The 23,732-nt window shown below is 64.9% G+C and carries 24 protein-coding genes; 12 read left to right on the forward strand and 12 right to left on the reverse strand.

Going from position 1 to position 23,732, the window contains the following annotated elements; all coding sequences use genetic code 11:
- Positions 1–135 precede the first annotated feature (135 nt).
- The 3 genes from E8F12_RS08810 to E8F12_RS08820 all read left to right on the forward strand — a co-directional run bounded on the left by E8F12_RS08810 (position 136) and on the right by E8F12_RS08820 (position 1,779).
- Positions 136–384 carry a hypothetical protein gene (locus E8F12_RS08810; protein ID WP_280324862.1) on the forward strand — a complete coding sequence of 83 codons (249 nt, stop codon included), beginning with the start codon at positions 136–138 and terminating at the stop codon, positions 382–384.
- A gap of 174 nt (positions 385–558) precedes the next feature.
- A complete protein-coding gene (locus tag E8F12_RS08815) occupies positions 559–900 on the forward strand; it encodes a ribonuclease E inhibitor RraB (protein WP_280324863.1) in 342 nt (113 codons plus the stop codon).
- Between the two features lie 171 nt (positions 901–1,071).
- Complete coding sequence (locus tag E8F12_RS08820) at positions 1,072–1,779, forward strand: type 1 glutamine amidotransferase (RefSeq protein WP_280324864.1); 708 nt, start codon at positions 1,072–1,074, stop codon at positions 1,777–1,779.
- Between the two features lie 135 nt (positions 1,780–1,914).
- On the opposite strand, the gene E8F12_RS08825 is transcribed toward E8F12_RS08820, so the two are convergent.
- The 6 genes from E8F12_RS08825 to E8F12_RS08850 all read right to left on the reverse strand — a co-directional run bounded on the left by E8F12_RS08825 (position 1,915) and on the right by E8F12_RS08850 (position 8,554).
- Complete coding sequence (locus E8F12_RS08825; protein ID WP_280324865.1) at positions 1,915–3,339, reverse strand: gamma-aminobutyraldehyde dehydrogenase; 1,425 nt, start codon at positions 3,337–3,339, stop codon at positions 1,915–1,917.
- Positions 3,340–3,580: 241 nt separating this feature from the next.
- Positions 3,581–4,387, reverse strand: coding sequence for an ABC transporter permease (locus E8F12_RS08830; protein ID WP_280324866.1), 807 nt, complete (start codon positions 4,385–4,387; stop codon positions 3,581–3,583).
- The gene (locus E8F12_RS08835) at positions 4,377–5,315 is read right to left on the reverse strand and encodes an ABC transporter permease (protein ID WP_280324867.1); all 939 of its coding nucleotides are present in this window, start codon (positions 5,313–5,315) and stop codon (positions 4,377–4,379) included. Before E8F12_RS08835 ends, E8F12_RS08830 begins: the two co-directional genes overlap by 11 nt.
- 4 nt (positions 5,316–5,319) lie before the next feature.
- A complete protein-coding gene (locus tag E8F12_RS08840; protein WP_280324868.1) occupies positions 5,320–6,330 on the reverse strand; it encodes an ABC transporter ATP-binding protein in 1,011 nt (336 codons plus the stop codon).
- A 196-nt stretch (positions 6,331–6,526) separates the two neighbouring features.
- Complete coding sequence (gene ydcS, locus E8F12_RS08845) at positions 6,527–7,678, reverse strand: putative ABC transporter substrate-binding protein YdcS (RefSeq protein WP_280324869.1); 1,152 nt, start codon at positions 7,676–7,678, stop codon at positions 6,527–6,529.
- A gap of 324 nt (positions 7,679–8,002) precedes the next feature.
- Positions 8,003–8,554 (reverse strand): peroxiredoxin, encoded by a 552-nt coding sequence (locus tag E8F12_RS08850; RefSeq protein WP_280324870.1) that lies wholly within the window; start codon positions 8,552–8,554, stop codon positions 8,003–8,005.
- A 444-nt stretch (positions 8,555–8,998) separates the two neighbouring features.
- Between E8F12_RS08850 and E8F12_RS08855 the strand changes: the two genes are divergently transcribed.
- The 4 genes from E8F12_RS08855 (at position 8,999) to E8F12_RS08870 (ending at position 13,003) form a co-directional block, all read left to right on the forward strand.
- Positions 8,999–10,408: a circularly permuted type 2 ATP-grasp protein gene (locus tag E8F12_RS08855; protein ID WP_280324871.1), complete on the forward strand. Its 1,410-nt coding sequence runs from the start codon at positions 8,999–9,001 to the stop codon at positions 10,406–10,408.
- Positions 10,409–10,410: 2 nt separating this feature from the next.
- The gene (locus E8F12_RS08860) at positions 10,411–11,361 is read left to right on the forward strand and encodes an alpha-E domain-containing protein (protein WP_280324872.1); all 951 of its coding nucleotides are present in this window, start codon (positions 10,411–10,413) and stop codon (positions 11,359–11,361) included.
- Complete coding sequence (locus E8F12_RS08865) at positions 11,358–12,155, forward strand: transglutaminase family protein (protein ID WP_280324873.1); 798 nt, start codon at positions 11,358–11,360, stop codon at positions 12,153–12,155. Before E8F12_RS08860 ends, E8F12_RS08865 begins: the two co-directional genes overlap by 4 nt.
- A gap of 116 nt (positions 12,156–12,271) precedes the next feature.
- Positions 12,272–13,003 carry a proteasome-type protease gene (locus tag E8F12_RS08870; protein ID WP_280324874.1) on the forward strand — a complete coding sequence of 244 codons (732 nt, stop codon included), beginning with the start codon at positions 12,272–12,274 and terminating at the stop codon, positions 13,001–13,003.
- Positions 13,004–13,322: 319 nt separating this feature from the next.
- On the opposite strand, the gene E8F12_RS08875 is transcribed toward E8F12_RS08870, so the two are convergent.
- Positions 13,323–14,120: a cytochrome c gene (locus E8F12_RS08875; RefSeq protein WP_280324875.1), complete on the reverse strand. Its 798-nt coding sequence runs from the start codon at positions 14,118–14,120 to the stop codon at positions 13,323–13,325.
- Between the two features lie 3 nt (positions 14,121–14,123).
- Complete coding sequence (locus E8F12_RS08880) at positions 14,124–14,480, reverse strand: rhodanese-like domain-containing protein (protein WP_280324876.1); 357 nt, start codon at positions 14,478–14,480, stop codon at positions 14,124–14,126.
- Between the two features lie 143 nt (positions 14,481–14,623).
- Here E8F12_RS08880 and E8F12_RS08885 point away from each other — a divergent pair, with 143 nt between their 5' ends.
- The 3 genes from E8F12_RS08885 to E8F12_RS08895 all read left to right on the forward strand — a co-directional run bounded on the left by E8F12_RS08885 (position 14,624) and on the right by E8F12_RS08895 (position 19,451).
- Positions 14,624–15,511 (forward strand): AEC family transporter, encoded by an 888-nt coding sequence (locus E8F12_RS08885; RefSeq protein ID WP_280324877.1) that lies wholly within the window; start codon positions 14,624–14,626, stop codon positions 15,509–15,511.
- Between the two features lie 575 nt (positions 15,512–16,086).
- Positions 16,087–17,292 (forward strand): acetyl-CoA C-acetyltransferase, encoded by a 1,206-nt coding sequence (locus E8F12_RS08890; protein WP_280324878.1) that lies wholly within the window; start codon positions 16,087–16,089, stop codon positions 17,290–17,292.
- Positions 17,293–17,306: 14 nt separating this feature from the next.
- Positions 17,307–19,451: a 3-hydroxyacyl-CoA dehydrogenase NAD-binding domain-containing protein gene (locus E8F12_RS08895; protein WP_280324879.1), complete on the forward strand. Its 2,145-nt coding sequence runs from the start codon at positions 17,307–17,309 to the stop codon at positions 19,449–19,451.
- 66 nt (positions 19,452–19,517) lie between these two features.
- Here the strand turns inward: E8F12_RS08895 and E8F12_RS08900 are convergent, their stop codons facing one another.
- The 3 genes from E8F12_RS08900 to E8F12_RS08910 all read right to left on the reverse strand — a co-directional run bounded on the left by E8F12_RS08900 (position 19,518) and on the right by E8F12_RS08910 (position 20,466).
- Positions 19,518–19,889, reverse strand: coding sequence for a glutathione S-transferase N-terminal domain-containing protein (locus E8F12_RS08900; protein ID WP_280324880.1), 372 nt, complete (start codon positions 19,887–19,889; stop codon positions 19,518–19,520).
- Between the two features lie 67 nt (positions 19,890–19,956).
- On the reverse strand, positions 19,957–20,217 hold the full coding sequence (locus E8F12_RS08905; RefSeq protein WP_280324881.1) for a hypothetical protein: 261 nt from the start codon (positions 20,215–20,217) through the stop codon (positions 19,957–19,959).
- Between the two features lie 24 nt (positions 20,218–20,241).
- Complete coding sequence (locus E8F12_RS08910; RefSeq protein WP_280324882.1) at positions 20,242–20,466, reverse strand: hypothetical protein; 225 nt, start codon at positions 20,464–20,466, stop codon at positions 20,242–20,244.
- Positions 20,467–20,803: 337 nt separating this feature from the next.
- On the opposite strand from E8F12_RS08910, the gene E8F12_RS08915 reads away from it, so the two are divergent.
- Positions 20,804–21,523, forward strand: a complete 720-nt coding sequence (locus E8F12_RS08915; protein WP_280324883.1) for an amidotransferase — start codon at positions 20,804–20,806, stop codon at positions 21,521–21,523.
- Positions 21,524–21,580: 57 nt separating this feature from the next.
- Here the strand turns inward: E8F12_RS08915 and E8F12_RS08920 are convergent, their stop codons facing one another.
- A complete protein-coding gene (locus E8F12_RS08920) occupies positions 21,581–22,552 on the reverse strand; it encodes a magnesium and cobalt transport protein CorA (RefSeq protein ID WP_280324884.1) in 972 nt (323 codons plus the stop codon).
- Positions 22,553–22,706: 154 nt separating this feature from the next.
- Between E8F12_RS08920 and E8F12_RS08925 the strand changes: the two genes are divergently transcribed.
- Positions 22,707–23,564, forward strand: coding sequence for an alpha/beta fold hydrolase (locus E8F12_RS08925; protein ID WP_280324885.1), 858 nt, complete (start codon positions 22,707–22,709; stop codon positions 23,562–23,564).
- The last annotated feature ends 168 nt before the right edge of the window (positions 23,565–23,732 follow it).

Here is a 23,732-nt window from a genome sequence, read left to right on the forward strand (position 1 = left end):
CGAAACGTCGTGCTCGGTCTGTTCGCGAGCGAGCTCGCTCCTACAAGAGTGGGCGTTACTACGTGACACAACCTGACATTGCAGTCAGCTCCTCGTCAGGCGTGGCTGCAGCCGTCACCCAGCAAGGATGCTCGCATGACCCGGCTCTTCGCCTATGCCTGTCTCGCGCTGTCCTTGCTACGGGTCGGCGGCAATATCGCCGTCGGCAAGCTGGTGCTGTCCAACGCCCTGGCGTTTTTGTCGAGCAAAAGGCCAATTTCCTGGCGGATCAGGCATGAACGCCGCCTGTCGCAACTTTTGCGTCAATTTGTCCAACCGGTCGGCAGACCTGCCGCTCTGGCGCTACCCTGCAAAATGAAAGCTGCAGGATCACTCGACGAGTGAATCAGTGGCCGGGTCCGCGCGGGGCCCGGTCAGAGTCTGGCGCTGTGTGTCTTCAGGGCTGGCTCGGGGGCGGCACTGCATGGTGTCGCGAAGCCGGACCCCCCGGCTTCTCGGAAAGCGGAACGAAGCGGAACAAGCGGAAAAACTCATCCATCGCTAAGAGGAGGTCGTTTCATGAGCACAGCCTTCCACGATGATGTCAGCAGCAATCTCCTGCGCCGCATGAAAGAGGGCGGGTTCGATTTTGCCCGTGTCCATCCGATTGAGTTCTACGCCATTTTCCCCGATGAGGACCGGGCGCGAATGGCAGCGAAAAACTTCCGTGGCGAGTCCTTGAATGCCCAGGTATCGGTTCGCGCCGATGGGGCCTGGCACCTGCAGGTGAGCAAGGTCATGTATGCCACTCATTCTGGAATCGGTGATTTCGAGCACGACCTGGAGGCCCTGGTGGTTCCCCTGGGGGGCGTGCTCGACGGTTGGGGCGTGACTCAGGAAGTCGCCGTCACGCGGCCTTGAAGCAACCCCGGTTCGTGGCGGCCGGCCCGCCGCGAACCGGGCATTCCGGACAAATTCCCGGCTGGTTTCCCTTTCCCCCTCTGGCTCGCAGAGCCCCAGCAGAAACATAGGCTTCCTTTACTCGACCTCGGCATGGCCTTTGCCTCAGACTCCGCCAACGGAGGGGAACCCATGACCGACATCCTGATATTGACTCACGCGGATTTCTGCCCGCCCGGCTACCTCGCTGCCGTGCTGGATCGCGAGCAGCGCGACTTCACCGTGTTGCGCGCCGACCAGGGCGAACTGGAGGGCTATGACCTGGACCGGCCCAAGGCCGTGGCCATCATGGGCGGGCCCATGAGCGTCAACGACCCGTTACCCTGGATCGGGGCGGAAATCGGCGCATTGCGGCACTTTATCGCGCGCGATGTGCCCATGATCGGCCATTGCCTGGGCGGTCAGCTGCTGGCCCGCGCCCTGGGCGCCTCGGTGCACCGCATGCCCTATACCGAGATCGGCTGGCAACCGCTGGAAAAACGCGCCCAGGCCAGCGACAACCCCTGGTTGGAGCACCTGCCGAGCGAGTTCTCCATCTATCAGTGGCACAGCGACACCTTCGACCTGCCCGATGGCGCCCAGTGGCTGATGGACAGCCCCTGGTGCCCCAACCAGGGCTTCTCCTGGGGCGACCGGCAGCTGGCCCTGCAGGGCCACCCGGAGATGACCGAGGATCTGGTGCGCCTCTGGCTGACCGACTGGGCCCACCTGCTGGATGAAACCCAGCCCAGCCAGCAGGCCAGGGCACGAATGCTCGACGACCTGCCTGCCAAGGTGGCGGCGCTGAACCAGGTGGCGGAGGGTTTCTATCGGCGTTGGCTGGACCTGGCTTTCGGCTGATGCTTTTCCTGTGGGGGCGAATTCATTCGCTAACCGGACCGAAGGTTCGGCCATAGAGGTTGCAAGGGGGCTGCTACGCAGCCCTTAGCGAATGAATTCGCCCCCACAAGGATGCCCCGGGCGCGCGCCTGGCCTCTAGTGCCGGATCATCACATGCCTCACCACCGTGTAGTCCTCCAGGCCGTACATGGACAGGTCCTTGCCGTAGCCGGACTGCTTGAAGCCGCCGTGGGGCATTTCGTTGGTGAGCATGAAGTGGGTGTTGATCCAGGTACAGCCGTATTGCAGGCGCGAGGCCACGGCGGCGGCGCGGCCTATGTCGCGGGTCCAGACCGATGAGGCCAGGCCGTAGTCGGAGTCGTTGGCCCAGCGCACCGCCTCGTCCACGTCGCTGAAGGGCGTGACCGTGACTACCGGGCCGAAGACCTCCCGCTGCACTATCTCGTCATCCTGTTTCGCATGGGCCACGACCGTGGGTTCGTAGAAGAAGCCGCTGCCGGCTACCGCCTTGCCGCCGGTGGCGATCTGGATATGCGACTCGGCACGGGCACGATCGACGAAGCCGGCCACCCGCTCGCGCTGGCTCTGGGTGATCAGCGGGCCGAGTTCGGTCGCGGGGTCGTTCTGCAGGCCGGTCTTGAGGCTGGACACCGCATTGGCCAGGTCGGCCACGAAGTTGTCGTAGATCTTCTTGCCGGCGTAGATGCGGCAGGCGGCGGTGCAGTCCTGCCCGGCGTTGTAGAAACCAAAGGTGCGGATGCCGGCCACCACATCGGCGATGTCGGCGTCATCGAACACCAGCACCGGCGCCTTGCCGCCCAGCTCCATATGGGTGCGTTTCACGCTCTCGGCGGCGCTGCGGATGATGGCCTTGCCGGTGCCCACCGAGCCGGTGAGTGAGACCATGCGCACCAGCGGGTGCGACACCAGCGGGCTGCCCACGGTCGGGCCGCGTCCGAGGACGATATTGACCACGCCGGGCGGCAGCAGCTCGTTGATGAAGTCGGCCAGGCGCAGGGCGGTCAGCGGGGTCTGCTCGGAGGGCTTTAGCACCACGGTATTGCCGGCGGCGAGCGCTGGGCCGAGCTTCCAGGCAGCCATCATCAGCGGGTAGTTCCAGGGTGCGATGGAGGCGATCACGCCGATCGGGTCGCGGCGGATCATCGAGGTGAAGCCCGGGAGGTATTCCCCGGCCGCCGAGCCGGTGAGGCAGCGGCCGGCGCCGGCGAAGTAACGGAACACGTCGGCAATTGCGGGGATCTCGTCATTCAGCGCGGCGGCGTAGGGCTTGCCGCAGTTGTCCGATTCCAGCCTGGCCAGCTCTTCGGCATGGCTTTCGATCCGGTCCGCCAGTTTCAGCAGCAGGGTGGCGCGGTCTCTCGGGGAGGTCCGGGCCCAGCCTTCGAAGGCTGCATGGGCGGCGCGCACCGCGGCGTCCACCTGGGCTTCGCTGGCTTCGGGGATATTCACCAGTACCGCACCGGTGGCGGGGTTGAGCACGTCCAGCGCTTCGCCTTCGCCAGCGGCGAACTGGCCGTTGATCAGCAGTTTGGTTTGCATAGTGGGGTCCTCGCTTTTGTCCCCTCTCCCTCTGGGAGAGGGTTAGGGAGAGGGCTGCGGGTTGTTCGGCAGCCGCGTGTTCCGGATCTGGCTTCGTTGCCCTCTCCCCCGGCCCGCGCCCCAGCCAGATCGCTTCGCGATCTGGCGCTCATCGGCACTGGAAGCAGTGCTTCCAAAAGCGTGCCTCTTTGCCCCGCAAGCGGGAGAGGGGAGAAAAGCGGCGGAGAGGGGGCAAGCCGTCTCACTTCCCACCTCCCGCCACCGTCTCGGTCCCACGCGTCAGGTAATAGGCGCCGAGGATGGGCAGCATGGTGACGAGCATCACCAGCAGCGCCACGACGTTGGTCACCGGTACGTCGCGGGGGCGGCTGAGCTGGCTGAGCAGCCAGAGGGGCAGGGTCTGTTCGTGGCCGGCGGTGAAGGTGGTGACGATGATCTCGTCGAATGACAGCGCGAAGGCGAGCATCCCGCCGGCCAGCAGGGCAGTGGCGATGTTCGGCAGGATGATGTAGCGGAACGTCTGCCAGCCGTCGGCGCCCAGGTCCATGGAGGCTTCGATCAGGCTGTGGGAAGTTCGGCGGAAGCGCGCGATCACGTTGTTGTAGACGATCACCACGCAGAAGGTCGCATGGCCCACCACTATGGTGAAGATGCCGGGCTCGATCCCCAGGGTCTTGAACGCCGAAAGCAGGGCGATGCCGGTGATGATCCCGGGCAGGGCGATGGGCAGGATCAGCATCAAGGTGATGCTCTCCTTGCCGAAGAAGTCGCGACGGTAGAGCGCGGCGGCGGCCAGGGTGCCGAGCGCCATGGCCAGGGCGGTTGCCATGCAGGCGACCTTGGCGGAGAGGATGATGGCTTGCAGCACGTCCTCGCGGCCGCCGACCACGGCGAACCATTTCAGGGTGAACCCCTGCAGCGGGAAGCTGTAGGCCGACTCTTCGGTGTTGAAGGCGTAGAGCAGGATCACCAGGATCGGGAAGTGCAGGAACGCCAGCCCGCCCCAGGCGGCGATCCGGAGCCACCAGGAAGCTCGTTCAGAGTGCATCGAAGGCCCCCAGCCGCTTGGCGATGGACAGGTAGATGGCGATCAGCACGATCGGCACCAGCGTGAAGGCCGCCGCCAGCGGGATGTTGCCCACCGAGCCCTGCTGCACGTAGACCATGGTGCCGATGAACAGGCCGCTGGGGCCCACCAGCTGCGGGATGATGAAGTCGCCCAGGGTCAGGCTGAAGGTGAAGATGGAGCCGGCCACCACGCCGGGAAAGGCCAGCGGCAGGATGACCTGGGCGAAGGTCTGCCGGGGCCTGGCGCCGAGGTCCGCCGAGGCCTGCAGCAGCGAGGGCGGAAGGCGCTCCAGGGAGGCCTGGATCGGCAGGATCATGAAGGGCAGCCAGATATAGGTGAAGACCAGGAAGCGCCCGAAGTGCGAGGTGGACAGGGTGTTGCCACCCACGCCCGGCAGGGTCAGCAGGCTGCCCAGGAATCCCTCCAGGTGCAGCTGCTGGACCAGCCAGTAGAAGATCCCGCCCTTGGCCAGTATCACTGTCCAGGCGTAGGCCTTGACGATATAGCTGGCCCACATCGGCAGCATCACGGCGATGTAGAAGAACGCCTTCTCCCTGGGAGAGGCGAAGCGCGCCATGTAGTAGGCGATGGGGAAGGCCAGCACGGCGCTGGCCAGGCTCACGGCGATGGCCATGGCGAGGGTGCGCAGGATGATGTCGTAGTTGGCCGGGTTGAGCAGTGCGGCGTAGTTGGCCAGCGTCAGCTCCGGCGTCACCGCCATGGTGAAGTCGTCGAAGGTGTAGAAGCTCTGCCAGAGCAGGGCGAACAGGGAGCCTACGTAGACCACGCCGAACCAGAGCAGGGGCGGCGTCAGGAGCAGCAGCAGGTAGAGGGTAGAGCGCCGGTAGAGCAGGCTGGAGAGCCCGCGCAGCGGTCCGCTGCGGTGGCTGGCGATGGCGGCGTCCATGAGCCTACTCGCTCAGCGCGACCATCGCGCTGCGGGCCCAGCAGGCTTGCACCTGCTGGCCGGGTTGCGGGCGGGCCCGGTCCGGCTCTTCGCCGTTAGGCAGGCTGATCGCCAGGCGCCCACCGCCGTCCAGGTTGAGTTCGTAGCGGCTGCTGGCGCCCAGGTACTGCACATCGTGGACAGTGCCCCTGACTTGCAGCTCGCCATCGGCCGCGTTGCCGAAGCGCACATGCTCCGGGCGCAGCGAGAAGGAACCGCCACTGCCGGTGAGGCGCTGGGCCAGGTCGCCATGCAGCACATTGGCGGTACCGACGAACTCGGCGACGAAACGGGTGCGTGGCTGGCGGTAGAGGTTCTGCGGGCTGTCCACCTGCTCGATGCGCCCCTTGTTGAACACGGCCACCCGGTCGGACATGGACAACGCCTCGCCCTGGTCGTGGGTGACGAAGATGAAGGTGATGCCCAGCTGGCGCTGCAGCTTCTTCAGCTCCACCTGCATCTGCTCGCGCAGCTTGAGGTCGAGCGCGCCCAGGGGCTCGTCCAGCAGCAGCACGCGCGGGCGGTTGATCAGGGCACGGGCGAGGGCCACGCGCTGGCGCTGGCCGCCGGAAAGCTGCGCGGGTTTCCGGTCGCCATAGCCGGGCAGGGCGACCATCCCGAGGGCCTCTTCGGCGCGGCCCAGGCGCTCGGCCTTGGCCACGCCTTTCACCTTGAGCCCGTAGGCGACGTTGTCGCGCACGTTCATGTGCGGGAACAGCGCGTAGTCCTGGAACACGGTGTTGACGTCGCGCTCGTAGGGCGGCAGACCGGCGGCCTCCGCGCCATGGATGCGGATGGAGCCGGACGTGGGTTGCTCGAAGCCGGCGATCAGGCGCAGGCAGGTGGTCTTGCCCGAGCCCGACGGGCCGAGCATGGAGAAGAACTCGCCGTCGCGGATTTCGATGGACACCCGGTCGACCGCCTTCACGTCGCCGTAATGGCGGCAGACATCGGTGAACTGGACGGCTGTGGTCATGGGCATGGCTCCGGAGGGCTTTGCGCCCTCTCCCTCCGGGAGAGGGGTGGGGTTAGGGAAACTTCAGCCGCTCGGCGGTTCAGGGTTATTCGGACCAGCCCCCCTCTCCCGCTTGCGGGAGAGGGTTGGGGAGAGGGCCACACCGGGCTGGGCAACCCTCTCCCCCGGCCCCTCTCCCAGAGGGCGAGGGGAGAAATCAGCGCCCTCCCATGATCGCGATGTAGTCCTGGGTCCAGCGGCTGTAGGGCACGAACTTGCCGCCCTGGGCGTCCGGGGTTTTCCAGAAGGCGATCTTGTCGAACTGGTCGTAGCCGTTGGTGGCGCAGCCGCCGGAGCCTAGGAGTTCGCTGCTGGTGCAGCCCTTGGCGACCACTGGCAGGGAACCGAACCAGGCGGCCAGGTCACCTTGCAGCTTGGGCTCCAGGGACCAGTTCATCCACTTGTAGGCGCAGTTCGGGTGCTTGGCATCCACATGCAGCATGGTGGTGTCGGCCCAGCCCGTGACCCCTTCCTTCGGCACCACGGTTTCCACCGGCTGCTTCTCGGCCTTCAGGGTGTTGGCCATGTAGCCCCAGGTACTGGCAGCGGCCACGCCTTCGTTCTTGAAGTCGCTCATCTGTACGGTCGCGTCATGCCAGTAGCGGTGCACCAGGCTGTGCTGCTTGCGCAGCAGGTCCAGCGCGGCGGCGTACTGCTCCTCGGTCAGCTGGTAGGGGTCCTGGATGCCCAGTTCCGGCTTGGCGGATCTCAGGTAGAGGGCGGCGTCGGCAATGTAGATGGGGCCGTCATAGGCCTGCACGCGGCCCTTGTTGCTCTTGCCGTCGGCCAACTCCTGCGGCTCGAAGACCACCGCCCAGCTGTCCGGCGCCTGCTTGAACAGCTTGGTGTTGTACATCAGCAGGTTCGGGCCCCACTGGTAGGGAGTGCCGTAGTGAAGGCCGTTCACCGTGTGCCAGGGGGCGTCCTGGAGTCGCTCGTCGACGGTCTTCCAGTTGGGGATCAGCGCAATGTTGACCGGCTGCACGCGCTTGCCAAAGATCAGGCGCAGGGAGGCGTCGCCGGAGGCGGTGACCAGGTCGTAGCCGCCCTTGGCCATCAGGCTGACCATCTCGTCGGAAGTGGCGGCGGTCTTCACGTTGACCTTGCAGCCGGTTTCTTTCTCGAACGGGGTGACCCAGTCGTAGTTCTTGTCCGTTTCCCCGCGCTCGATGTAGCCGGGCCAGGCGATGATATCCAGGGCGCCCTCGGTCTTGCCGAGTTGCTTCAGCGGTTCGGCGGCCTGGGCGGAGGCGATGAGGCAGGCGCAACTGACGGCGAAAGAGAGAATCGCGGGTTTGAGCGAAGGCATTGTCGACTCCTGTTGTACATGACGTGCGGAGCCTGTTCGGCGGAACTGCGTGCCGCTGGCGGTGCGCTGAAAGCAAGCCGAAAAATACGGCTGCTACTCGCATTGAGCAGCGTAGTTCGGGGCTTTGGGGCTGACAAGGAAGGGCGCTGGCGGGGGAATAAACGAGGGATTTACCTGTGGGCGAAGCTGCTTTTTCTGTAGGGGCGAATTCATTCGCCAAGCAGTCCGAAGGACTGTCCATGGGAACCTGACGGGGCAGCTGCGCCGCCCTTGGCGAATGAATTCGCCCCTACAGGGAATCTCCCGCAAGGGGCAGCGCCTGCCTCAAAAACGGATGGTGGCCTCGCCTTTGTGCCAGTTGCAGGGGCAGAGTTCGTCGGTCTGCAGGGCGTCGAGCAGGCGCAGGGTTTCCTGCGGGTTGCGGCCCACCGAGAGGTCGTTGACCGAGATGTGGCGGATGCGGTTGTCCGGGTCGACGATGAAGGTGGCGCGCAGGGCCACGCCTTCGTTGCGGTCGAGTATGCCCAGCGCCCCCGCCAGTTCGCGCTTGATGTCGGCCAGCCAGGGGAAGCTCTGTCCCTTGAGGTCCTGATGGTCGCGCCGCCAGGCGAGGTGGGCGAACTCGCTGTCGGTGGAGGCGCCGATCAGTTGGGTGTCGCGGTCGCCGAACGCCTCCAGCAGGTCGCCATAACCCTTGATCTCGGTAGGGCAGACGAAGGTGAAGTCTTTGGGCCAGAAGAACAGCACCTTCCATTTGCCGGGATAGCTGTCCTGGTTGAGCCGCTTGAAAGCCGTGTCCGGGCTGGGGGCACGTTCCGAGTCGTGGTCCACTGCCAGCAGGTCGAACGCAGGCAGCTTGTCTCCGATGGTGAGCATGGCGGGAATCCCTCGTGGGGCAGGCGCAGGCACATCAATGAGGCAAGTATGGAGGGCCGCCGAAGGTGGTGAAACACGACCCGACCATCTCCCCTGCAGTGCGCGATCCAGGGCCATAGGTCGGATCGCTATAGTCTAAATTCCAAATCGCAACATATGCATAGAACAATCCAACCCTAGGGGCTGCGTTAGGCCGGTCTAGACTGTCAGTTCCAGGGATGGCGGTGCTCGCGGGCACTGGCCCGTGGAACGCCTCGCCGTTGCAATTCGTCCAATCCTTAACCGCCGCTAAATAGGGCGGGGCTGGCTGTTCCTCTCCAGGAGCTGCACCAGTCTGGGGCGTGACGACTGCGCGTGAGCTGCAAATTGTTGAAAAGCAAACAGTTGTTGCGATGGCACGGGGCTTGCGACTGCGCATTAGCCCGTGGCGACAAGGAGTTAGGCATGTCCCGCACTTTTTATGACGAGATGTATGACGCGAGTGGCGAATGCCGTTCGCACTACCGGGAATTCGCACGCTGGCTGGCTGACACACCGCCAGAATTGCTGGCGCAGCGACGCCGCGATGCCGACCTGCTGTTCCACCGCGCCGGTATCACCTTCACCCTCTACGGCGACGAGCAGGGGACCGAGCGCCTGATCCCTTTCGACACCATTCCCCGATCCATTCCCATGAGCGAATGGCGGGCGGTGGAGAAGGGCTGCATCCAGCGCGTCAAGGCGCTGAACCTGTTCCTCGCCGACCTTTACCATGAGCAGCGGATCATCAAGGCCGGGATCATTCCGGCCGAACAGCTCCTGGCCAACGAGGGTTACCAGATCGCCATGCAGGGCCTCGACCTGCACCGCGATATCTACGCCCATATCGCCGGAGTCGACCTGGTCCGCGATGGTGATGGCAGCTACTACGTGCTGGAGGACAACCTGCGTACCCCCAGCGGCGTCAGCTACATGCTGGAAGACCGCAAGATGATGATGCGGCTGTTCCCCGAACTCTTCGCGGCCCAGCGCATCGCTCCCATCGACCATTACCCGAGCCTGCTGCTGGACACCCTGAAGAGCTCGAGCCCCCTGGACAACCCCAGCGTGGTGGTGCTGACACCGGGGCGTTTCAACAGCGCCTACTTCGAGCACGCCTTCCTCGCCCGAGAGATGGGCGTGGAACTGGTGGAAGGGGCCGACCTCTTCGTCCGCGACGACCGCGTGTTCATGCGCACCACCGCAGGTCCGCAGCCGGTGGATGTGATCTACCGCCGGCTGGATGACGCCTTCCTCGATCCGTTGGCCTTCAACCCCGAATCCATGCTCGGCGTACCCGGCCTGCTGGCCGCCTACCGCTCCGGCAACGTGGTGCTGGCCAATGCCATCGGCACCGGGGTGGCGGACGACAAGTCCATCTACCCCTATGTCGGCGAGATGATCCGCTTCTACCTGGCCGAGGAACCCATCCTGAAGAACGTGCCGACCTGGCAATGTCGCAAGCCCGAGGACCTGTCCCATGTGCTGGCCCACCTGCCCGAGCTGGTGGTCAAGGAAACCCAGGGCTCCGGCGGCTACGGCATGCTGGTGGGCCCGGCGGCGAGCGCCGCGGAGATCGAGAGCTTCCGCGAGCGCCTGAAGGCGCGCCCCGAGGCCTATATCGCCCAGCCGACCCTCTGCCTGTCCACCTGCCCGACCTTCGTCGAGCAGGGCATCGCACCGCGCCACATCGACCTGCGGCCCTTCGTGCTCTCCGGCCGGGAGACCCGCCTGGTGCCCGGCGGCCTGACCCGCGTGGCGCTGCGCGAGGGCTCGCTGGTGGTGAATTCGTCCCAGGGCGGCGGCACCAAGGACACCTGGGTGGTGGAGGACTGATCATGCTGAGTAGAACTGCCTCCGAACTCTACTGGATGTCCCGCTACCTGGAGCGCGCGGAGAACCTCGCGCGCATGCTCGACGTCAGTTACTCGCTGTCACTTATGCCACAGGACGGTCAGGGACATGGCCTGGATGAGCTGGCCATGTCCCTGCTCAGCACCGGCACCCTGGAGCTTTACCAGGAGCGTCATGGTGAGCTGAACGCTGCGCGCATGCTGCATTTCTTCGCCCTCGACCCCGACAACCAGGCGAGCATCTACAGCTGCCTGCGCGCAGCGCGGATCAACGCCCATGCCGTGCGCGGGCGGATCACCGCGGATATCTGGGAGAACATCAACGCCACCTGGCTGGAGATGCTGAGCATTTCCAATGAGGGGCTTGGACGCTACGGCATCAGCCGTTTCTGCGAGTGGGTGAAGGAGCGCTCGCACCTGTTCCGTGGTGCTACCTACGGCACCATCATGCGTGGCGAGGCCTATTGCTTCATTCGCCTGGGCACCTTCATCGAGCGGGCGGACAACACCCTGCGTCTGCTGGACTCGCGCTACGAAATGTTCGGCGAGGAGTCGGAGGAGGTCAGCGACAGCTCCGCTCGCGGCTACTACCAGTGGAGCGCCTTGCTCCGCGCCCTGTCCTCCTTCGAGGCCTACACGGAGGTGTACCGCGGCTCCCCCGATGCCCGCCAGGTCTCCGAACTGCTGCTGCTGCGCGCCGACGTGCCGCGCTCGCTGCGCGCCTGCATGGAAGAATTGAACGACATCCTGTCCGGCCTGCCGGGTGAAAACGGCCGGCCCGCCCAGCGCCTGGCCGCCGAGCTGGACGCGCGCCTGCGCTACACCGCCATCGACGAGATTCTCGAGGGGGGCCTGCACACCTGGCTCACCGACTTCATACTGCTGGTCCGCCAACTGGCCCGGGCCATCCACAGCTCGTATCTGGAGGCTGTATGAAACTCTCCATCCGCCACGACACCACCTACCGCTATGACGATCAGGTCCGCGCCAGCATCCAGTACCTGCGCCTGACGCCGCAGGAAAGCGAACGACAGCACGTGCTCGACTGGCAGCTGACGCTGCCGCACCCGGTGCGGGCGCAGATCGATCCGTTCGGCAATATCTTCCATGTGCTGACCCTGGACGAGCCCCACGAGGCCATTGTCATCAGCGCTCGCGGCCAGGTGGAGATCGACGAGCAGCGCGAGGCCGAGCACGACCAGCAGTCAGCCTTTCCCTTCCTGCGTTTCACCCACCTGACCACCGCCGACGAAGCCCTGCGCGAATTCGCCACGCTCCAGTGCGGCAACCGCCGCGACCGCAACGGCCTGATCGACCTGATGGAAGCCCTGCATGAGCATATGCCCTTCAAGAAAGGCGTGACCCGCGTCGACAGCACCGCCGCCGAAGCCTTCGCCGGCCGCGCCGGGGTCTGCCAGGACCACGCCCACGCCTTCCTCGCCTGCGCCCGCAGCCTGGGTATCCCGGCACGCTTCGTATCCGGCTACCTGTACCAGGGCAACGACCAGAACCTGGCCAGCCACGCCTGGGCCGAGGCCTGGCTGGGGGATGCCTGGTACAGCTTCGATGTGACCAACAATCTGGCCCGGCCCGAACGCCATCTGAAACTGGCGGTGGGCCTGGACTACCTGGACGCCTGCCCGGTGCGCGGCATGCGCCGGGGCGGCGGTGGCGAGCAGATGCACGCCAAGGTCGACGCGCCGCCGCTGCTGCTGGTCCAGGAGCAGTAAGGGGAGCACCCAGGTTACCCACGGCGCCGGCCGCTGCTTGCTGCCCATGCCCGTTCCCACGAACGGGCCCGGTGGCCGGACACCAGGCGTGGGGAGTCACAACAAGGAGAATCTGCATGACTTATTGCGTCGCCATGCATCTGGCCGAGGGCCTGGTGTTCGTTTCCGACTCGCGGACCAACGCGGGGATTGACCATATCGCTACCTTCCGCAAGCTCTACACCTTCGGCGTCACCGGCGAACGGCTGATCGTGCTGCAGAGCGCGGGCAACCTGGCCACCTCGCAATCGGTGGTGAACCTGCTCAAGCAACGCCTGAACGGCCAGGGCCCCAACCTGCACACCGTGCCCACCCTCTACGACGCCACGGCCCTGGTGGCGGAAACCATTCGCGAGGTCATCGCCCGCGACGGCGTGACACTGGCTGGCAACACCGACCTGACCTGCTCCATGCTGGTGGGCGGGCAGATCGCCGGCAACCCGCCGGACCTCTACAGCATCTATCCGCAGGGCAACTTCATCCAGGCCACCGAAGACACGCCCTTCCTGCAGCTGGGGGAGAGCAAGTACGGCAAGCCCATCCTCGACCGCAACCTGGAGTTCGACACCAACCTGGAGGAGGGCCTGCGCTGCGCACTGGTGTCCTTCGACTCCACTATCCGCAGCAACCTGTCGGTGGGCATGCCGCTGGACCTGTTGGTCTACCACCGCGACAGCCTGATCATCCCGGCCGGCTACCGAGTGACCGAGGAAGACAAGTACTTCGCCGACATCCGCCGCCGCTGGGCCGAGGGGCTGCAGGAGCTGATCGGCGAACTGCCGCCTCCGCCGGTGGAGTACAACGTGTGACGGGCGGGCCTGTGGCCCGTTTTCGCGAATGAATTCGCTCCCCACAAGGAGCACACCTGCGTAGGTTGTGGCTGAGCTGAGCGAAGCCCAACATCTCCCGGCCTCGGCCCCGCGCGTTGGGCTTCGCTGCGCTCGCGGAACGCCGCCCGGCCCAACCTACGAAGGGGATCGGCGAACTGCCGCCGCCGGTGGGGTACAACGTGTGATGGGCGCGCTGGCGGCCCGCCTTTGCGAATGAATTCCTTCCCCACAAGGAGCACACCTGCGTAGGTTGTGGCTGAGCTGAGCGAAGCCCAACATCTCCGGGCCTCGGCCTCTCTCAGGGCTGCACCTTCCTCCCCGCCATATGCCGCAGGTAGCCGATCAGCTGCGCCAGCTCTTCATCACTGATCACCTGAGCGGGGAACGCCGGCATCTTGCCCTGGGGCCAGCGGCGCAGGCTTTGCGGGTCGCGGATATAACGCGGGAGAAAGTCGCCGGCGAGGTATTCCGTGGGGTTGTGGGGGATGTTTAGATCCGGGCCGAACTGGGCGTCACCGGCGCCATTGATACGGTGGCAGGCCAGGCAATTCTTCTGGAACTGGGCGAAGCCGGCGCGCACCTCGGCGTTGGCGTCGGCGGCCGGGCGCAGCGCGGGGAAGCGTTCGGCCACCGAGGGCAGGTAGCGGATGCGAACCACTTGGAAGGGCCACTGTTCCGGACCTATGTCGGCGGCCTTGGGGTCGGTCCAGACGAGGTAGAAAGGCCCGGCGCTGGGCTTGCCTTCGGCCAGCGGCGGCCAAGGTCTGGCGGGATCTTCTATGGCTAGCCAGGCGCGGGCGCCGTCCCGCGCCAGCAGTGGCTCGGCGGCCAGTTCAGCGGCGAAGCCGTCCAGGGCCACAGCCTGCAGGTGCTGCGCGGGCGACACCCCGTCCAGCAGCGCGGCCAGGGGCACGGCGCGGTAGTGCATGGTCCGCTTGTAGGAGACATCGTCCGGGATGGCCACCTCCTGCGCCTGGGGATGGGCGAGGAGGGTGGCGGTGTCCAGGGTACGGGTGCCGCCGGGCAGCTCCAGGGTCAGCTCGGCGGCGTGCAGCGGGGTGAAGCAGAAGAGCAGGGCGAGTAGCGCTTTGCGCATCGATCAGTCCTTGTCCAGGGCAGTTTTCAGGTCCAGGTAACCGCCGCCGTTGATCACCTGGCTATAGCCCAATTCCCGCAGGCTGTCCTGGGCGATGCCGGAACGGCGGCCGCTACGGCAGTAGAGCACTATGGGGGTGTCCTTGTCCGGGGCGACTTCGGCAATGCGTTCGCCGATTTCTTCGTAGCCGATGTTGCTGGCTCCGGGGATGGCGCCCTGGGCGATTTCTTCCGGCGTGCGCACGTCGATCAGCACGGCGTTTGGTTGTTGCATGGCTTGCACGGCTGCGGCCTGGTCGGTATCGCCGGCGGCCGCCGGCAGGCTGAGTGAGAGGGCGAGAACAGCGAGCAGAGTACGCATGGTGGCGGCTCCTACAAGGTGTTTCCTGGCAACCTAGCACAATTGCCCGGAGGGGGCGCAGGCCGTTAGGATCGCGGCTTCCCGTCATAACCAAAGCGTGTTTGGGGGCCGTTGTAAGGCACCCGTGCTTTTAAGGAGAGGCCATGCTGGCCGAGTTGTTCGCGGTCATGGCGCCGGTGCTGATAGTCGCCGGCATCGGCTATGGATGGGCCCGCTCGGGTCAGCCTTACCCCACCGAGTTCATTGCGCGCCTGGTTTTGAATATCGGCACACCGAGCCTGGTGCTGGCCACCCTGAGCCGTACCGAGATTGACCGCCATGCGTTCGGCCAGTTGGCCATCGCCTGCCTGCTGGTGATGGTGGTGATGGGGTTGATCGGCAGCCTGCTCAGTCGGGTGTTCAAGCAGGACTGGCGCATCCTGGTGCCGGCCTATCTCTTTCCCAACTCCGGCAACATGGGCCTGCCCATCGCCCTCTACGCCTTTGGCGAGAAAGGCCTGGCGCTGGCGGTGGCCTTCTTCCTGGTGCTCTCGGTGGGGCATTTCAGCCTCGGCCTGCTGCTTTCCGGCAGCGAGCGGTCGCCGAAGCGGCTCCTGGCCAACCCCATCATCATCAGCCTGGCTCTGGCCTTGCCGTTGGTGATCTGGGACCTCGAGCTGCCGCGCTGGCTGGCCAACACCATCGGTCTGCTGGGCGGCATGACCATCCCGTTGATGCTGCTGACCCTGGGCGTGTCCCTGGCCAGCATCCACGTGCGGCACCTGGGCAACGGCATGCTGCTGGGCGCCCTGCGAATTCTCTGCGGCGCCGCTGTGGGTTGGCTGGTGGGATTGCTGCTGGGGCTGCCGCCCCTGGCCCAAGGTGTGCTGGTGTTGCAGTCGGCAATGCCGGTGGCGGTGTTCAACTACCTGTTCGCGGTGCGCGCGGGTCGTTCGCCGGAAGCGGTGGCGAGCCTGGTGCTGTGCTCGACGCTGCTGTCCTTCGTGCTGATTCCGATGCTGCTGGCGTGGTGGCTACCCGCGCTGCGTTGACCGCCTTGGGCGGTGCGCAGCACAGGACGACCACTGGGTTGGATGATGAAGATTCAGCTGACCAGACGGGTCAGGTTGGGAAGGATGAGAACCACTGCTGTGGCAAAGACGATCAGGCTCGCTTGCCGCATTTTCGGCTGCTTGAACATGGCCAACTGCCTTTTTTGTTGTAGGAGGTGCGTCGGATCGGGCTCCCTACGGCCGGCCCGCAACCAAGCTTTCCTCCGTGGCTAGGGACAAAAAGCCGCTCCGGCAAAACCCGGCAGCGGCCACTTGCATTTCAAACTCTAGGGCCCGCATCACAGTCCACTTAGATCGCTTGGGAACTAACAGGGCTCCTGTAGTAATTCCTGGCTATTGAGCACGTCCAGGCGCCCCGGAGCAGCCCCGAGGCCAGACACATCCCTTTCACCTTGGCCAGTAACTGGCCATCAACCGACCGTTCGTCTGAGCGCAGCGGTCAATGGGGCTGAGCATTTCCGTCATTGAGCCGATGGCCTATAGCGATAAGGTAACGCCACCCCCATAACAACTACGGGCACCCCAGTGCCGCCTAGCTGCCTCAAGAGGACGCCATGACCGAAGCATTCATTTTCGACGCGGTGCGCACGCCCCGCGGCAAGGGCAAGAAGGATGGCGCGCTGCATAGCGTCAAGCCGGTCAACCTGATCGCCGGGCTGCTGCGTGCCCTGGCCGAGCGCAATGACCTGGACACCAGCCAGGTGGACGACATCGTCCTCGGCTGCGTGACGCCGGTGGGCGACCAGGGCGCCGACATCGCCAAGACCGCCGCGTTGGTGGCCGACTGGGACGAGACCGTATCCGGCCAGCAGATCAATCGCTTCTGCGCCTCGGGCCTGGAGGCGGTGAACCTGGCGGCGATGAAGGTACGCTCCGGCTTCGAGGACCTGGTGGTGGCCGGCGGTGTGGAATCCATGTCTCGCGTACCCATGGGCTCCGACGGCGGCGCCTGGGCCATGGACCCGGAGACCAACCTGCACACCAACTTCGTGCCCCAGGGCATCGGCGCCGACCTGATCGCCACCCTGGAAGGCTTCAGCCGCACGGATGTCGACGCCTTCTCCCTGCGCTCCCAGCAGAAGGCCGCTCGCGCCAGCGCCAATGGCGCATTCAAGAAATCCCTGGTGCCGGTTACCGATCAGAACGGCATCGTCCTGCTCGACCATGACGAGTTCATCCGTGGCGAATCCACCCTGGAAGGCCTCGGCGCACTCAAGCCGAGCTTCGAAATGATGGGGCAGATGGGCTTCGACGCCACCGCACTGCGCAAGTACAGCCAGGTGGAGCGCATCCTCCACGTGCACACGCCGGGCAACAGCTCCGGCATCGTCGACGGCGCCGCCGCCATGCTCATCGGCTCCGCCGCCAAGGGCAAGGAGCTGGGGCTGAAACCCCGCGCGCGCATCGTCGCCACGGCGGTCACCAGCACCGACCCAACCATCATGCTCACCGGCCCCGCGCCGGCGACCCGCAAGGCCCTGGCCAAGGCCGGCCTGGCGGTGGCGGACATCGACCTGTTCGAAGTCAACGAAGCCTTCGCCTCGGTGGTGATGAAGTTCATGAAGGACATGGGCGTCCCGGAAGAGAAGGTCAACGTCAACGGCGGCTCCATCGCCATGGGGCACCCGCTGGGCGCTACCGGCTGCGCCATCCTCGGCACCCTGCTGGACGAACTGGAAGCGCGCAACCTGCGCTACGGCCTGGCCACCCTCTGCGTGGGCGGCGGCATGGGCATCGCGACGATCATCGAGAAGGTTTGAGGCGGAGAAGAAAAATGACAGACGCCATTCGTTACGAGAAAGGCCAGGACAATATCGTCGTCCTGACCATGGACATGCCAGGCCAGAGCGCCAACACCATGAACGCGGTGTACCGCGAGGCCATGAGCAAGGCCGTGGAACGCCTGGAAGCCGAGAAGGACAGCATCGCCGGGGTCATCATCACCTCGGCCAAGAAGACCTTCTTCGCCGGCGGCGACCTCAACGAACTGATCAAGGTCACCAAGGCCGAGGCCAACGCCTTCTACCAGATGGTGCTGGGCATCAAGGGCCAGCTGCGCCGCCTGGAAACCCTCGGCAAGCCGGTGGTCGCCGCCATCAATGGCGCGGCCCTGGGTGGCGGCTGGGAGATCTGCCTGGCCTGCCATCACCGCATCGCCCTGAACGACAACAGTGTGCAGCTCGGCCTGCCGGAAGTGACCCTCGGCCTGCTGCCCGGTGGCGGCGGCGTGGTGCGCATGGTGCGCCTGCTGGGCATCGAGAAGGCGCTGCCGTACCTGGCCGAAGGCCGCAAGGTGCGTCCGGTGCAGGCGCTCAAGGCCGGGCTGATCCACGACATCGCCGAGAGTGCGGAAGAGATGCTGGCCAAGGCTCGCGCCTGGATCGGCGCCAATCCCAAATCCGCGCAACCCTGGGACACCGCCGGCTACAAGATTCCCGGCGGCACCCCGTCCAGCCCCAACGTGGCGCAGATGCTGGCCATCGCCCCGTCCGTGCTGCGCGACAAGACCAAAGGCTGCTTCCCGGCGCCGGAGAAGATCATGTGCGCCGCCGTCGAAGGCGCCCAGGTGGACTTCGACACGGCCCAGTTGATCGAGGCGCGCTACTTCACCGAGCTCACCACCGGCCAGGTGGCGAAGAACATGATCGGCACCTTCTGGTTCCAGTTGAACGAGATCAATGCCGGTAGCTCGCGGCCCAAGGGCCCGGCGCCCCATGTGACGAAGAAAGTGGGCGTGCTCGGCGCCGGCATGATGGGCGCGGGTATTGCCTATGTCTCGGCCATTGCCGGCATCGACGTGGTGTTGAAGGACGTGTCGGTGGAAGCGGCGGAGAGAGGCAAGGCGTACACCCAGGGCCTGCTGGACCAACTGGTGAGCCGTGGTCACATGGCTCTTGATGCGCGCGACGCCATTCTCGCCCGCATCAAGGCTACTGATCGTGATGCCGACTTCGAGGGCTGCGACCTGATCATCGAAGCCGTGTTCGAGAACCGAGAGCTGAAGGCCAAGGTCAGCGCCGCCGCTGAAGCCACCGCGCTGCCGGATGCGGTGATCGCTTCCAACACCTCGACCCTGCCCATCACCGGGCTGGCCAAAGCGGTGAGCAAGCCGGAGAAGTTCATCGGCCTGCACTTCTTCAGTCCGGTGGACCGCATGCCGCTGGTGGAGATCATCCGCGGTGAGAAGACTTCGGATGAAACCCTGGCCCGTGGCTTCGACTACGTGTTGCAGATCAGGAAGACGCCCATCGTGGTCAACGACAGCCGCGGCTTCTTCACCTCGCGCGTGTTCGGCACCTTCACCAACGAAGGCATCGCCATGCTGGGTGAGGGCGTGTCCGCCGCGATGATCGAGAACGAGACCCGCAAGGCCGGCATGCCGGTGGGGCCCTTGGCGATTTCCGACGAAGTCTCCATGAGCCTGATGACCCATATCCGCAACCAGACCTCCGAGGACCTAAAGGCCGAAGGCAAGGCGATGCCGCAGCATCCGGCCTTCGCCGTGATCGACCTGATGCTCAACGAGTACAAGCGCCCGGGCAAGGCGGCCGGCGGCGGCTTCTACGAGTACCCAGCGGGCGGCAAGAAGCATCTCTGGCCGGAGCTGAAGGCGCGCTTCGAGAAATCCGACCGGCAGATTCCCCAGGAGGACGTGCGTGACCGCATCCTGTTCATCCAGGCCATCGAGAGCGTGCGCTGCGTGGAGGAGGGCGTGCTGCATTCCGTAGCCGATGCCAACATCGGTTCGATCTTCGGCATCGGCTTCGCCGCCTGGACCGGTGGGGCGCTGCAGTTCATCAACCAGTACGGCCTGGACGACTTCATCGCTCGCGCCCGTTACCTGGCCGAGCAGTACGGCGAACGCTTCGAGCCGCCGGCACTGCTGCTGGACAAGGCGGCGAAAGGCGAGCGTTTCTAGGACTCTGGCCAGCAAAAAAAAACCGGCTCCTGGTGAGCCGGTTTTTTTGTCGCTCGCGGCGTGGATTCACGCCTTGGCGAAGCGGCTTTCCAGGTAGCGGATGATGTCGTTGGATTCGTACATCCAGCGGCTTTCGCCGTTTTCCTCGATGCGCAGGCAGGGCACCTTGATCTTGCCGCCGCCGGCCAGCAGGGCGGCGCGGTGGGCTTCGTCGTTCTTCGCGTCGTGCAGGGCGATCGGCAGGTTCAGCCGGTGCATGGCGCGGCGGGTCTTCACGCAGAAGGGGCAGGCATTGAACTGGTAGAGCGCGAGGCTGGCGCTTTCTTCGGCGACCCGGGCCTGTGCCACGGGGCTGCGGCGCTGCTTGCGCGGGCGGGTGATGAAGTCGAGGAAGATGATCAGTTGGCCCAGGCCGACTCGTAATGCCTTGATGAACACTGTTGCGCGCCCTTGAGTTGAAAAACGGGGCGGCAGTCTACCCGAACTTGCCAGGCGCGATCGTCTTTCACGCCAGGTGGTCGCTGCAGCACACCAGCGAACTCATGTCGAACACGGCCGGAAGCTGGTAATCGCGCTCGGCCGGCGGGTTGCCGGACAGGCTCTTCAGGGTCCGCTCGGTGAGGATGCCGCGACCGATGTTGTGATTGCTCTCGATGTTCTTGGCCACGGCGCCAACCGAGCCATGGCCGAAGCCCAGCAGCGAAAAACCATTGGTCATGATCGCCAGGGCAGTGAGAAGAAAGAGTCGGGTCCGTTGTTGTTTCATGATGGTGCTTGCCTGTCCTGGATTTCAGCCTTGTTGTCTGCCGCTGGGTTTCTTCTGGCCCGCCAACAGCACCGGGATGCTCTGGCTGAGCTGTTGGTAGAAGGTCATGGAAGCATCCACGGGACTCGCCCCGATGCGGCCGCGCTCGTAACCGAAGCTGACGGCGAGGACCACCATCACCACGACGAAATACAAGCCGAGGCTGGCGAGGGCGCCGTTGCGTGCGTACTTGACTATGGGGTTGCTCATGGCTGGATTTCCGCGACCGGGGGCTTGGATGGGGCGTAGATTCGCGGAAAGCTTTTCGATGAAAAAGACAGGGATGGGCATGGTAACTATCGACGGAACCAATAGTTCCGGTGCTCGCCGTCAAATTTTCTTGACGTGCCTTGGAAAGCCGCGCGCTAGAGCGGAGCGGGCTGCAGGCGACGATTGGGCTAGAGGCGCAATCGAAGTTGACTATGGCGGCAGTAGGATCCGGCTATGACGGCGGGGACCGGCGGTATTTCAATCACTTCGGCTCTGTGTTAAATAAATCGCACATTTAGGCCCGAGCACCTTCTCACGCTTCAGGAACCATTAGTCCATGCCGCTTCGCATCTGCATTCTGGAAACCGATATCCTCCGCCCCGAACTGGTCGATCAGTACAAAGGCTACGGCCTGATGTTCGAGCAACTGTTCGCCAAGCAGCCCATCGCGGCAGAGTTCAGCGTGTTCAATGTGGTGCAAGGGCATTACCCGCCTGAAGGCGAGACGTTCGACGCTTATCTCGTGACCGGCAGCAAGGCCGACTCCTTCGGCAACGACCCCTGGATCCAGAAGCTCAAGGCCTTCCTGCTGGAGCGCTACGACGCCGGCGACAAGCTGCTGGGCGTCTGCTTCGGCCATCAGCTGCTGGCCCTGCTGCTGGGCGGCAAGACCGAGCGCGCCAGCCAGGGATGGGGTGTGGGCACCCACAGCTACCAGCTGAACCAGAAACCGGAGTGGATGACCCCCGCGCTGGACGAGCTGACCCTGCTGATCAGCCATCAGGACCAGGTCACCGAGCTACCGAAGAACGCGACCCTGCTGGCTTCCAGCGACTTCTGCCCGAATGCCGCCTACGCCATCGAGGACCAGGTGCTGTGCTTCCAGGGCCATCCCGAGTTCGTCCACGATTACTCCCGCGCCCTCCTGGATATGCGCCATGACTTCCTGGGCGATCAGGTCTACACCCAGGGCATCAGCAGCCTGGATCGCGACCACCACGGCGCCGCCGTGGCCGAATGGATGATGCGCTTCGTCGCTCGCGACCGCGCCGCCTGAGCCGAGTGCTGCAAATGAAAAGCCCGCCATTCTGGCGGGCTTTTCTGTGGGCGAGGTTCAGAGCCAGTCGTAGTACTTGAAGCTGGCGTAAAGCGCGGTGCAGCCCGTCGCCACCAATCCCAGCACACCGAAATAGCCGTAGTGCCAGGTCAGCTCCGGCATGTTCTCGAAGTTCATGCCGTAGATCCCGGCTACCGCCGTGGGAAAGGCGAGAATGGCCGCCCAGGCGGCGAACTTGCGCTGGACCACGCTCTGGCGCGAGGACTCCAGCAGCAGGCCGATTTCGATGGCGTGGTCGGCCATCTCGCGCAGGCCGGTCAGGTCTTCCAGCAGTCGATTGACGTGGATGGCGATGTCGCGGAAATAGGGCCGCATGTGCTTGTCGATGAAGGGGAAGTCCAGGCGCTGCAGTTCTTCGCATATTTCGCCCATGGGGCCGATGTACCGGCGCAGGCGCAGCAGGTCGCGGCGCAGGCACTGGATGCGTTCGACATCCTCTTGCGTCAGCGGGCGCTTGAGCACGTTCTGCTCGATCTCTTCCAGCTCAGAATGGAAGCTGTCGATCAGCGGTCGATAGTTCTCCATCACGAAGCTGAGCAGGGCATAGAGGACGAAGTCTTCGCCGTGCTCGAGGAGCAGGGGGCGCGCTTCACAGCGTTGGCGAACGCGCGAGTAGGGCGCGGATTCGCCATAGCGGGCGCTGATGATATAGCCCTTGCCGGCGAACAGCTGGGTTTCGATGAACTGCAGTTCGCCATTGACCTCGATGGGTGAATAGACCACCAGGAACAATGCATCGCCGAAGGTCTCCAGCTTGGGGCGGGTGTGACGGGTCAATGCATCTTCGAGAGCCAGCTCGTGCAGGTCGAACTGTCGTTGCAGGTTACTCAGCTCCTCCGCGCCAGGATCATGCAGGCCGATCCAGACGAAATGACCTGGCTTGCTGGCCCACTGAAGTCCTTCATCGAGGGTTATGTCGGTGACTCTCTTGCCTTTGGTGTATACAGCGGCGGCAACGACTCGACCCATGGTTCAGCTGTCCCTTCATTCGTTGGAAATATGGGGCGGAGCTTATCGCGCCCGGTCATTTGAGTCTTGCTGATGGCCGGGGTTCTGCAATGGCGCCGCTAGAGCTTCTGCTCTAGATTGTTCACGCCCCCCGATCACAACAAGGACAACATCGATGGCCGAGACTTTCAGTTTTGCTGGAGACAAATTCCTCTGCCCCTATCGGGTCTATCCCTCGGCTGTGCCCGGGCCGGTGCTGATTCTGCTGCCGGCCCTTGGCGTGGCCGCGCGCAAGTACGAGGCATTCGCCCTGGGCCTGGTAGCCGCCGGTAACCAGGTGCTGGTAGCGGACTGGCCTGGCCAGGGCGAAAGTGGCCCGCGGCCGAACCGCACGCTGGACTACGGCTACCGGGACCTGGTGCAGGAATTCGTGCCTAAACTCCTGGCCGCCGCCCGGCAGCATTTTCCCCACGGCCGGCTGGTGCTGCTGGGGCACAGCCTGGGTGGGCATATCGCAACCCTCTATGCCGCGGCCAACCCGAACGCAGGCGTGGCGGTGGTGGGGGTGGCCTGCGGCAACATCCACTACCGCAACTGGCGCGGCCGGCACAGGTTGCTGACCCCCGGTGTGTCCCTGGCCTTCAATCTGCTGACTGCGATCTTCGGCTATCTACCGGGCAGGGCCATAGGCTTTGGCGGCCATGAAGCGCGGAGCCTCATGCGTGATTGGGGACGGGTGGCCTGGAGCGGCAATTTCGATCACCTTGGATTGCCTCTGGTACCGGCGCCCGGCAATCCCACGCCTTCGCTCTTCATCGGCATCGCCAGCGACCCTTTCGCGCCCGAGGCCTCGACCCTGGGCCTGGCGGCCCTGATCCAGGGAGCGCCCACCGTGCGCCTGCTGTCTTCACCGCGGCCCGCTTCGGAGAACGCCCACAGCGCCTGGCTGCGCTCGCCGGCCACGGTGGTGGAGGCCATTGTCGGGTGGCTGGCGCCGGCCACTGGTCGCTCCATCATCGGTCAGGTGGTCTGAGCGCGGTCCGGGCAACGCCCACAGCGGCCGCGAGGCGCGGATCATGGGCGGACCATGATGTAGGTGAGGCCCACGGCATTGGTCAGGGTGCCATGCTGGTCCCGACCACGATACCGGTGACGTTCACGGCAGGTGCCGAGCCTGGTGCCGGTGGCACCCTGTAACGCC

The sequence above is a fragment of the Pseudomonas sp. BN102 genome (assembly GCF_029871245.1).
In the GTDB taxonomy this organism is placed as follows: Bacteria; Pseudomonadota; Gammaproteobacteria; order Pseudomonadales; family Pseudomonadaceae; genus Metapseudomonas.

What these genes read in the sequence shown, in the direction of transcription:
- E8F12_RS08810 (WP_280324862.1), top strand. Translation starts at nt 136, where the DNA reads ATGACCCGGCTCTTCGCCTATGCCTGTCTCGCGCTGTCCTTGCTACGG.
- E8F12_RS08815 (WP_280324863.1), top strand. Translation starts at nt 559, where the DNA reads ATGAGCACAGCCTTCCACGATGATGTCAGCAGCAATCTCCTGCGCCGC.
- E8F12_RS08820 (WP_280324864.1), top strand. Translation starts at nt 1,072, where the DNA reads ATGACCGACATCCTGATATTGACTCACGCGGATTTCTGCCCGCCCGGC.
- E8F12_RS08825 (WP_280324865.1), bottom strand. Translation starts at nt 3,339, where the DNA reads ATGCAAACCAAACTGCTGATCAACGGCCAGTTCGCCGCTGGCGAAGGC.
- E8F12_RS08830 (WP_280324866.1), bottom strand. Translation starts at nt 4,387, where the DNA reads ATGCACTCTGAACGAGCTTCCTGGTGGCTCCGGATCGCCGCCTGGGGC.
- E8F12_RS08835 (WP_280324867.1), bottom strand. Translation starts at nt 5,315, where the DNA reads ATGGACGCCGCCATCGCCAGCCACCGCAGCGGACCGCTGCGCGGGCTC.
- E8F12_RS08840 (WP_280324868.1), bottom strand. Translation starts at nt 6,330, where the DNA reads ATGACCACAGCCGTCCAGTTCACCGATGTCTGCCGCCATTACGGCGAC.
- ydcS (WP_280324869.1), bottom strand. Translation starts at nt 7,678, where the DNA reads ATGCCTTCGCTCAAACCCGCGATTCTCTCTTTCGCCGTCAGTTGCGCC.
- E8F12_RS08850 (WP_280324870.1), bottom strand. Translation starts at nt 8,554, where the DNA reads ATGCTCACCATCGGAGACAAGCTGCCTGCGTTCGACCTGCTGGCAGTG.
- E8F12_RS08855 (WP_280324871.1), top strand. Translation starts at nt 8,999, where the DNA reads ATGTCCCGCACTTTTTATGACGAGATGTATGACGCGAGTGGCGAATGC.
- E8F12_RS08860 (WP_280324872.1), top strand. Translation starts at nt 10,411, where the DNA reads ATGCTGAGTAGAACTGCCTCCGAACTCTACTGGATGTCCCGCTACCTG.
- E8F12_RS08865 (WP_280324873.1), top strand. Translation starts at nt 11,358, where the DNA reads ATGAAACTCTCCATCCGCCACGACACCACCTACCGCTATGACGATCAG.
- E8F12_RS08870 (WP_280324874.1), top strand. Translation starts at nt 12,272, where the DNA reads ATGACTTATTGCGTCGCCATGCATCTGGCCGAGGGCCTGGTGTTCGTT.
- E8F12_RS08875 (WP_280324875.1), bottom strand. Translation starts at nt 14,120, where the DNA reads ATGCGCAAAGCGCTACTCGCCCTGCTCTTCTGCTTCACCCCGCTGCAC.
- E8F12_RS08880 (WP_280324876.1), bottom strand. Translation starts at nt 14,480, where the DNA reads ATGCGTACTCTGCTCGCTGTTCTCGCCCTCTCACTCAGCCTGCCGGCG.
- E8F12_RS08885 (WP_280324877.1), top strand. Translation starts at nt 14,624, where the DNA reads ATGCTGGCCGAGTTGTTCGCGGTCATGGCGCCGGTGCTGATAGTCGCC.
- E8F12_RS08890 (WP_280324878.1), top strand. Translation starts at nt 16,087, where the DNA reads ATGACCGAAGCATTCATTTTCGACGCGGTGCGCACGCCCCGCGGCAAG.
- E8F12_RS08895 (WP_280324879.1), top strand. Translation starts at nt 17,307, where the DNA reads ATGACAGACGCCATTCGTTACGAGAAAGGCCAGGACAATATCGTCGTC.
- E8F12_RS08905 (WP_280324881.1), bottom strand. Translation starts at nt 20,217, where the DNA reads ATGAAACAACAACGGACCCGACTCTTTCTTCTCACTGCCCTGGCGATC.
- E8F12_RS08910 (WP_280324882.1), bottom strand. Translation starts at nt 20,466, where the DNA reads ATGAGCAACCCCATAGTCAAGTACGCACGCAACGGCGCCCTCGCCAGC.
- E8F12_RS08915 (WP_280324883.1), top strand. Translation starts at nt 20,804, where the DNA reads ATGCCGCTTCGCATCTGCATTCTGGAAACCGATATCCTCCGCCCCGAA.
- E8F12_RS08920 (WP_280324884.1), bottom strand. Translation starts at nt 22,552, where the DNA reads ATGGGTCGAGTCGTTGCCGCCGCTGTATACACCAAAGGCAAGAGAGTC.
- E8F12_RS08925 (WP_280324885.1), top strand. Translation starts at nt 22,707, where the DNA reads ATGGCCGAGACTTTCAGTTTTGCTGGAGACAAATTCCTCTGCCCCTAT.